The 9,642-nt window shown below is 55.2% G+C and carries 5 protein-coding genes and 2 pseudogenes; 6 read left to right on the plus strand and 1 reads right to left on the minus strand.

What is annotated here, in order from left to right; translation table 11 throughout:
• Together KGB03_RS01425 and KGB03_RS01430 are read left to right on the plus strand one after the other, a co-directional pair.
• Nucleotides 1-3,077: DUF637 domain-containing protein (locus KGB03_RS01425; protein WP_223526013.1), on the plus strand; the 3,077-nt coding region annotated here is incomplete at its 5' end.
• Entirely contained in the window at nt 3,074-3,925 is an 852-nt protein-coding gene (locus tag KGB03_RS01430; protein ID WP_218536434.1) for a PoNe immunity protein domain-containing protein, read from the plus strand. The genes KGB03_RS01425 and KGB03_RS01430, both read left to right, overlap by 4 nt.
• Before the next feature lie 123 nt (nt 3,926-4,048).
• Here the strand turns inward: KGB03_RS01430 and KGB03_RS01435 are convergent, their stop codons facing one another.
• Complete coding sequence (locus KGB03_RS01435; protein ID WP_218536435.1) at nt 4,049-4,321, minus strand: hypothetical protein; 273 nt, start codon at nt 4,319-4,321, stop codon at nt 4,049-4,051.
• A 1,297-nt stretch (nt 4,322-5,618) separates the two neighbouring features.
• Between KGB03_RS01435 and KGB03_RS31260 the strand changes: the two are divergent.
• The 4 genes and pseudogenes from KGB03_RS31260 to KGB03_RS31270 form a co-directional block, all read left to right on the plus strand.
• A pseudogene (locus KGB03_RS31260) lies at nt 5,619-8,701 on the plus strand (polymorphic toxin type 43 domain-containing protein).
• Nucleotides 8,698-9,216, plus strand: a complete 519-nt coding sequence (locus KGB03_RS01445) for a hypothetical protein (RefSeq protein ID WP_223526015.1) — start codon at nt 8,698-8,700, stop codon at nt 9,214-9,216. Before KGB03_RS31260 ends, KGB03_RS01445 begins: the two are co-directional and overlap by 4 nt.
• Nucleotides 9,217-9,316: 100 nt before the next feature.
• A complete protein-coding gene (locus KGB03_RS31265; protein ID WP_223526016.1) occupies nt 9,317-9,520 on the plus strand; it encodes a ribonuclease domain-containing protein in 204 nt (67 codons plus the stop codon).
• Nucleotides 9,513-9,642 (plus strand): annotated as a pseudogene (locus KGB03_RS31270) (hypothetical protein); the annotation flags it as partial. The gene KGB03_RS31265 and the pseudogene KGB03_RS31270, both read left to right, overlap by 8 nt.

Consider the following 9,642-nt stretch of genomic DNA (forward strand, 5'->3'; position numbering starts at 1 on the left):
ATGGCTCAGACATTGATGTCGGGCAGGACCTGAAGGTCAATGCTGGACGGGATATCACCGCTATCGCCAGCCAGATCGACGCCAAACGCGATGTGAGCATGAGCGCTGTCGGCGACTTGACCCTGGCTTCGGCGGCGGATGAGCAGCACTCGTATGGCAAGAGTAAGAAGGTGACGAGTCAGGAGGACCATGTCAGCCAAGTGTCCAGCACAGTCAATGCGGGCGGCAGCATTACCCTGAATGCAGGCAAGGATTTGACGCTGATCTCAAGCAAGATCACCGCTGGGGATGAGGCCTACTTGGTGGCGGGTGACAAGCTCGAGCTGCTGGCGGCGCAAGACAGCGACTACTCGTTGTATGACATGAAGAAGAAGGGCTCCTTCGGCGCGAAGAAAACCCAGCGCGACGAAGTGACCGATGTGAAATACATCGGCAGCGAGATCAAGTCGAGTGGCAACCTGACACTGGTCAGTGGCGGCGATCAACTGTACCAAGGGGCCAAGCTTGAGAGTGGCAAGGACATTACCCTCGACAGCGGCGGCAGCATCACCTTTGAAGCGGTGAAGGACTCTCATCAGGAGAGCCACGACAAGAGCAGCAATAGCTGGGCGTGGACCAGCATGGAAAACAAAGGTCAGGTTGACGAAACGCTGCGGCAGAGCCAGCTTACGGCTAAAGGCCAGACGCTCATCAACGCAGTTGATGGATTACACATCGATGTCAAAGCCATCAACCAACAAAGCGTGAGCCAGGCGATCGATGCCATGGTGCAAGCTGACCCGAGCATGGCTTGGCTAAAGAAAGCTGAAGCACGGGGCGACGTGGACTGGCGCCAAGTGAAAGAGCTGCATGACAGCTGGGATGAAAGTCATTCTGGGCTGGGCGGCCCGGCAATGCTCATCATCATTATCATCGTCACCTACTTCACCGCCGGTGCAGCCTCCGGTGCTCTGGGGTCCGCTGCGGGCGCAACCGCCGGCTCTACGTCGGCCATGTCGGCAGGTCTTGCAGCGACAGCCACCGAAGGTGCGGTGGCCGCAGGTTGGGCGAACGCGGCCCTTACCGCCGTGATCACCTCGGCAGCCAGTACGGCGGCCGTCAGTACGATCAACAATAAGGGCAACATTGGCGCTGCGCTGAAAGAAACCTTCAGCATCGACAATCTGAAAAACTACATCGTGGCCGGAGGCACCGCCGGTCTTACCGCTGGTTTCTTCAATGACTGGACCAGCACCTCTACCGCCCCAGGCACTGCGTTGACCGATTCCACCAATGGGGTTTTGGCTAACACGGGCAAAGTTGCCGTTTCCAACTCCGGCGGGTTGAGCAGCCTGGAAGGTATCGCCCAGTTCACGGCAAACCAGGCTCTGCAAAACAGCACCTCTGCAGTGCTCAATAAAGCACTGGGTCGCGACGGCAGCCTTGGTGATGCCTTGCAAAGCAGTCTGGTGAATGCGTTTGCTGCCTATGGTTTCAACCTGGTGGGTGATATCGGCCTACAGAACGACCTACCGAACGGAGGCCTCGCCAAAATCGGCCTGCACGCGGTGATGGGGGGCTTGGCCTCGCTCGCTGCGGGCGGTGATTTTAAAACGGGTGCCTTGGCGGCAGGGGTTAACGAAGCCCTGGTCGACAGTTTGGCCTCGGTGTATGCCGGGATGCCGAAAGCGGATAGGGATCGACTGTTGGCCATGAACTCGCAACTGATAGGAGTGCTGGCGACTGCTGTTCAAGACCCTGATGCGGATTCCGGCAAGTTGCAACTCGGGTCTTGGGTCGCGCAGAATGGGACGCTGTACAACCGTCAGCTTCATGCCGACGAGCAAGATTGGATCAAGGGGCATGCCAAAGAGTTTGCCGAGAAAAATGGCATCAGTGAAGACGAAGCCATGAAACGCTTGAGCCAGCAAGCGCTCAAGGATGTTGACTTCCTGTGGCGATCCATCCTGACTGATGGCGACGATAGTGCAGCGCAAACCTTCTTGAGCAATTCCGGGCAGACATTCACCAATGACCTCGGCGGACAACAAGCGCTGTTCACCGCAAAAGGGCAACAGCTTTTCCGGCCAGAAATGTTTGCGGATACAGCTGATCCGAAGTTCTATCAGCAGTTCGTTCAAAGCGGCGTAAACCGTGACCTGAGCGCAGGTTTGCTCAAAGAACTGAAGGATTCTGGCGTTGAGATAAAAAATGGTGCTGTAGATCTCGCAAAGCTGGCCACCGAGCACCCCGATGTTGTACTGAATGGGTTGTGGGAGGGCGCCAAGGCGCTGCCCCAAAGCGTGGTGGACGGATTTGTAGAGAGTGGTCACGCGATTGGAGAAGGAACCGCCGTTAGCCTCAGTGACGACCTTACCAACAAGCTGAACACCATCTACGGGCAGGATGTACATACCGCTCAAACCACGTTGTTGGCCATTCGAACGCTCCTCGCCGTCTCTGGCGCGGGGAGCGCAGCGAAAGTTGGGGGCAAGCTTTCGGAAAAGGCCGCCGAGGCTATCGGTAAAAAACTGGATGAGGTGATAGACCGCCTGGCGGAGCAGGCCTTCATAAAAAGTGGAGGCATTGTTGATAGTAAAGGCAACGCGCTGATCGATCTGAAATACCTCAGCAATGATCAGAAACGAGTCATCGGTGAGGTGTTCGGTGAAGCGACGGTGCGGCAAATAGTGCCTGAAGGAGAAAAACTGGCGAGAATGCAGGGGGCGGGCGAGACGGGCATTGACGACTTGTTTCGAGTCAATCGTCCGGATGTAGATTATGTGGTTATCGAATACAAGTTTGTCGGGGACCCCAAAAAAGGTGGCAACACGAGCCTGATAAACACGAACGATGGTAAGCAGGCGAGTGAAAGCTGGACGCTGGGGGCCGGGCGGTTGGAAAAGGCAGTGGGTGTTGATTCAGCTCGTGATATCGCTATCGCCGTCAAGACAGGCCGTACTGAGACATGGGTTGTGCGGACGGGGGTGGATGGGGCAACCGAGATCCAGGTGCTCGATTCTTTAGGCAAACCAAAGCCCATTGATACGTCCCAAATATTAGCTTCAAAAACAAATCTTTCAGGAGCACAGCCATGATCCGAGACTCGATGGCGAACATAAACTACTGGCGTGAGCGAGTGGCTAAAGATTTTGCCTGGATAGAAAAAGCAGAAAAACTTCTATCTGAGCCATCACAGAATCCGGTGTACGACCCTCAATTCTCATTTGATCTTTCAAGGGATATTTTGCGTCTTATTCTCCGGCGCTATTCCCAAGGCGATTCTGTTTCTGAGATTGGTCAGTTGTTCCCCCAACTTCTCGATACCTGGGAATTGTCGAATGACCTGGCAGACGGAGTGTGTGCCGAACATAATCTGAAAACCTGTCGCGACTGGGTCTTCGATCTATCCGACCTCAACCACTATATCTGGTGTTTATGGCTTGTTGGGCTGGCGCTTGTCTTGCACATTCCTGACGATCAGTGGAACCGACTGCTGGCCCTCGTTGGTGGAGAAGGCAACGACATCTTGCTGGATCGAATAGTCGCCAGCCGCCAGCCATCACGCGTCATTGGAGATGTCCTCCTGCATGACAAACCTTATGCCCGATTGCTCAAGACCATCGATGCCCCCAAGGAACAACAGGCGATACTGCTGAAAGAGTTTGTCAATTGTTGGTACACGGAACTTAACCGGGGCGGCAAGCAACAGCCATGGTGGTACCAGTACGGCGATCCTGAAAAGCATCCGCTGGAAAAGGGCAGCTACTTTGGACGTTGGTGCATCGAAGCTGTAGCAGCAGTTGAAGCTTTTGGATTAGATGACAGCCAATGTTTGGGGCATCCACATTATCCAGGCGACTTGCTGCGCCCAAACGGCCCGAGCACACATACACCGCAGCTAGAAAAAAAGGCGCGGAGTTGGTTTGGATTTTTTGGGATTTAGCGTAGGAAAGGGGACAGATTCTGAGGAAATACCACAAATCTATCCCAACGCCTGCGCCTATTGACGTAGCTTTAGTTGAATGCGCAATGTGAAACGGGCGACCTACAGGTCGCCCATTTTCATTCACTCCGCAGTCTGAGCCCGCAACCGTCTGCCAATCACATCCATCAAATCACAACCATCGCGCAACGGTATGGCGAGCAATTTTGAGAAGTCGGACAGCACGACTGTGTCGCAGCCGATTTCTGCGCGAAAGGCGATGTTCTCCAGCACCTGAGTGACCGTGCGAATGCGGTAATCCGCCATCGCTTGCAGGACGTCGAGTGGCGCTTGGGTATCAATAAGCAGAGAAGCCGGGATCAAGTCGATTCCGGTGAGGGGCATGTATCTAGCCATAGGTGAAACCTCGTTTAGTTTGCTGAGACTGCCAGCAGATCGTCGCCAAACGAAATGGGGTGGCAGCTGTACGCAGGTTGGCGAACCGGAAACGAGTAACCGGCAGACCCGAAGGTCTCCCGCGCACAACTGCCATAAAAAACAGTTCTGCGGATGCGGAGGCGCCTGCAAATAAGCAGATAGCTCTCGCACTCGTTAGTCAGGTCGCCAAACCCGGTCGCCATGTGGACGACGGGCGGACTATAAGCTTCATAGTTCCAGCGGTCCGAGGCGCCTAGTTCCGAGGTGGGTGTAGGAAATTTGTTTATCCCTCACTGCCACATACATCTTCAACTCATGCCACGAATGGCCTCTTCGAAAGGCGAGTGACCTGCTGAACCAGAGCAGCACCATCGCCTCCGGCGGCAATCTGAGTGCCTTGCTGGTCAACCTGACCAATAGCGGCATCGAAACCGGCGAAACCGAGACCACCCGGGTATTTCGCTCCGAACGAACCCGCAACGCAGGCGGGTTGTACAACGCGGCCGGTAATTTTACCGACCAGTACTGGTTCGAAAGCGCGGGCTACACCCCCAATGATCTGGGCGGTCTTGAGGCCGGAATGGCCAACTTTATCGGCATGACCGAAGCTGAACTGCCTCAGTTCGGCACGACCACAAAAATTTCCTCCGGCGACCAAAGTTACGCCGCCGTGATCCAGGCCGCCGGTGCGGTCAACATCAACGCCCAGAACAACATCGACAACAGCGTCGTGCGCGCTGGCTACACCTACGTAGGCAGTGGTCCGCGCACCGGAACCGGTGCTTTGGGCAGCCAGTTCTCCACCCGCATCACCCTGAACCAACAACTACCGCCGGACCTGGCGCAACAGCAGGTCAACCCGGTCAGCCTGCCCACCGGCCAGAACGGCCTGTTCCGCTTGAGTCAGGAAGGCAGTGCAAACCCGACCGGTACCGGCCCGCAGAGCTGGAATGTTACCGGCGCCACCGTCACGGGAGGCGGCTCATCCTCCGGCGCCCCATTTACCATCAATCGCGTGCAGGGCCTGCCGAGCAATGCCGGCAAATCCCAGCCTCACAAGTACCTGATCGAAACCAATCCTGTACTCACCGACCTCAAGCAATTCATGAGTTCGGATTACCTGTTGTCGAACCTGGGTTACGACCCCGACCAAAGTGCCAAGCGCCTGGGCGATGGCCTTTATGAACAACGCCTGATCCAGCAAGCGGTAGTGTCTCGCACCGGCCAGCGTTTCATCGATGGCCAGACCAGCGACGAAGGCTTGTTCAGATACCTGATGAACAACGCCATCGCCAGCAAAACAGAACTCAACCTGTCGCTGGGCGTCAGCCTGACCTCCGAGCAAGTCGCGGCCTTGACCCACGACATTGTCTGGATGGAAAACGCCGAAGTGAACGGCGAGCAAGTGCTGGTGCCGGTGCTGTACCTGGCCAACGCCAACAATCGCCTGGCCGCCAACGGTGCCTTGATCCAGGGCAGCGACGTAACCCTGATCGCCGGCAAAGACCTGAACAACGCCGGCACCTTGCGCGCCTCCAACAACCTGTCGGCCACCGCCATCAACGACCTGGTCAACAGCGGCCTGGTGGAAGCCGGCAATCGCCTCGACCTGCAGGCAGGCAACAACATAGTCAACAAAGCCGGCGGCATCATCGCCGGCCGTGACGTCACGCTCACCGCCACCCGAGGCGATGTGATCAACGAGCGCACCGTCACCACCCACGAAAGCAGCAGCGGCTATCGCAACGAACGCACTGACTTCGTCGACAACGCCGCCCGCATCGAAGCCGGCAACTCGCTCACCCTCAACGCCGGACGCGATATCAACAACGTTGGCGGCGTGCTGAAAAGCGGGGCTGACACCACGATCACTGCTGGTCGCGACGTCAACCTCACTTCAGCCGAACAGATCGTCAGCGGCGAGCAAGGTCTGCATCGGGATCAGACCATTACCCAATATGGCTCAGACATTGATGTCGGGCAGGACCTGAAGGTCAATGCCGGACGGGATATCACCGCTATCGCCAGCCAGATCGACGCCAAACGCGATGTGAGCATGAGCGCTGTCGGCGACTTGACCCTGGCCTCGGCGGCGGATGAGCAGCACTCGTATGGCAAGAGTAAGAAGGTGACGAGTCAGGAGGACCATGTCAGCCAAGTGTCCAGCACAGTCAATGCGGGCGGCAGCATTACCCTGAATGCAGGCAAGGATTTGACGCTGATCTCAAGCAAGATCACCGCCGGGGATGAGGCCTACCTGGTGGCGGGTGACAAACTCGAGCTGCTGGCGGCGCAAGACAGCGACTACTCGCTGTATGACATGAAGAAGAAGGGCTCCTTTGGCAGCGAGAAAACCCAGCACGATGAAGTCACCGACATCAAAAACATCGGCAGCCAGATCAAGGCCGGTGGCGACCTAAGTTTGGTCAGTGGGGGTGATCAGCATTACCAGAATGCCCACCTGGAAAGTGGCAAAGACATCACCCTCGATAGCGGTGGCAGCATCACCTTCGAAGCGGTGAAGGACTTTCATGATGAAAGCCATACCAAAAGCAGCAGTAATGCTGCTTGGTTCTCGGCTGAAGGTAAGGGCAGCACCGACGAAACGCTTCGTCAAACTCAGATGGTGGCTGGCGGCAGCATTGCGATCAAAGCAGTCGAGGGGCTGCACATTGATCTGAACCAGATCGATCAGCAGACCGTCAATCCATCGATGCGATGGTCAAGGCCGATCCGCAGTTGGCTTGGCTCAAAGACGCCGAAGCTCACGGAGACATCGATTGGCGGATGGTCAAGGAAATCCACGAGTCGTTTAAGTACGACAATTCGGGGCTTGGGCCAGCGGCACAGCTGATCATTGCTATTGTCGCCAGTATGTTCTTAGGGCCTCTGATGGGGGCAATAGCCAGTAATTTTGCAGTAGGTACGATCAACGGTGGCGGTGATCTGGGAGCAGGCTTCAAGGCCGCCACCAGTAGCGACGCACTCAAAGGCTATGCCACCCAATGGGCGACCGCTTATGCGTTGAGTTATATGGATACCGCCGTTGGTGGTTGGAAAGTAGACGGTGGGCAGATTCTCAATGGAAACGGGGTCAATAACCCAGGCTACTCATCGAGCCTCCTGAACTGGGACACCGCAGTGCAAAATGTACTGCGCAGCGGCTCGCATGCGCTGGTAGCGGGCGGGATTAACACCGCCATCAACGGCGGCAGCTTGAAGGATAACCTGGGCAACGCCTTCGTCTCTGAAGGGCTCGACTTCCTTGCCGCCTTCGGCAACAAACAAGTGGGCGATCTCGCAGACTACTTGGACATCGATCCAGGTACAGCAGGAAAGATTTTGATGCATGCGGTGCTGGGTGGCGCGCTGTCCGCAGCACAAGGAAGAGACTTTAAGACGGGGGCCCTGGCGGGCGCTGCGGCTGAAGGCCTGACGCAGCTCACAACGGACGCCTTGGGACGATATCTGGATGATCGATTTACTACCGATGATCAATTTAAAATCGGTACTGCGCAGATCATCGGTGTTTTGGCGGGCGCGTTGGGTGGTAGCGGGGATGCGGCGACTGCAAGTTGGGTCGCGGGCAATGCCGAGCGCTATAACCAGCAAGTGCATAGAGAGGCCGCCGCCCGTTTGGAGAAAGGCTTCTCCACCCTGCATGAACAAGGTCAGTTTGTAGATCTGAAGCCGCAGGACGTATTGGCTGACCTGCAAAAAATTGCGGATGGTGAGAAAGATCCCTCGAAGTTGAATCCAGGGACCGTTGAGTTTCTGAATCAATTCTCTCCGGCAGACCTGCGTGAAATATTCTTTGAGCCGACCCTGACGGAGCAAATCGTAGGGTTGGGAATCGATCTGTTTTTCCCAACGCCGACTGGTAAGGCGAAGGCGGCTGTTACAATATCGGAGGCCGTCAGCAAAGAAATTTTGGAGTCTTTGGAGAAGAAGTTCGGTGCAGCATTGGCCGAGGGGACTGCAAAAGGTGCAAAAGCTGCGGCAAATGGCAGTGGGCCAGCTAAGGGCTTCTTAGAAGTCAGTGATGCATATTCATCCTCCAAAGCTGTACAAGGGTTGAGTAATTCAAAACCTATTGACTTTATTTACGATCCAGCTAGTCAACGATTCATCATGGGGAGGAATCAATTTGGGCATGATGGGATATTGGATGCTGGAAAAATCCCTTCATCTGACGCTATCGTCGGCGGCGGGATCTGGAAGGAAAATGGAGTTCTTCGAACCTATGAATGGAGCGGACATTACGGGATGAACTGGACTCCCGAGCTTCGTGAGCAGTTCAAGTCCTTTATGAGCAGCCATGGCGTGGATGTTACCCATACTCCCGGGATATCTAGATGATGGATGAGCTGAAAAAAAAGCTATTGATGGAGCTCGGTAAGCTAGATGCTCCATGGATAAAAAAAATTGAGTACAACTCTGAAGGGGCTAATTTGAGTTGGCTTCCTGTCGCAAAGTTGTGTGGGGGGCGTTTTCTTTTGGGGCTTACTTCCAAGGGGCTTTGGGCTAGATCGACAGAGTCTGTTGTTCAAACAGTCAGCGACGAAACTGCGTGTGTATTTTTTCTGCCAGTATTAGAGGATCTACCAGAAGTGGTTCGTTGCAAGATGATCGATGGGCTTAAAAGTTATGGGCTTTCCGAGGGGTTCATAGACTTATTTCCATTTGAGCAAATTGTTTTGGCAGGCCTTAGAAGTCAGAGTGAGTACTGGTCTGGATTGGCATTGAAATGGGCTTTATTCGTCCAGAGATCTAATAGTTTGGAGGCGGAGTTGGAGGCGTTGAGTAAGGCTGGAGAGACTCAACAAATACGTCACTCGGCCAGAAAAATAGCTAAGCAGCTAAAAGCTTTGTGACATAGGTGCAAAAGACACCACTCGCTTCATCGATGGCATCAAGGTTGTTGATCAAAAAACTGGTCAGATTTTCCAAGGCACAGTTGATCTTGGCCCAACCTTGGATCGGATAAAGTCCGGTGGATCTTTCCCTCATCGAAACGACGGCTCTATATTCCAGAATCGCGCATCGGATCTGCCGCAGAAACCAGCCGGTTACTACACTGAATACGTCCATCCTACGCCCGGTATTGCAGGGCCAGGACCTCAGCGAATCGTCGTAGGGAAAGGCGGCGAAATGTATTACACAGCCGACCACAGTTAATCAGCAACTGCCGCCCAACCTGGCCCAACAGCAAGTCAATCCACTGACCTTGCCCGGCTTCGCTCTACCCACCGGGCAGAACGGCCTGTTCCGCCTGAGCGGCCAAGACAGCAGCACGCCAG

Source organism: Pseudomonas sp. BF-B-26, from assembly GCF_019956495.1.
GTDB lineage: Bacteria > Pseudomonadota > Gammaproteobacteria > Pseudomonadales > Pseudomonadaceae > Aquipseudomonas.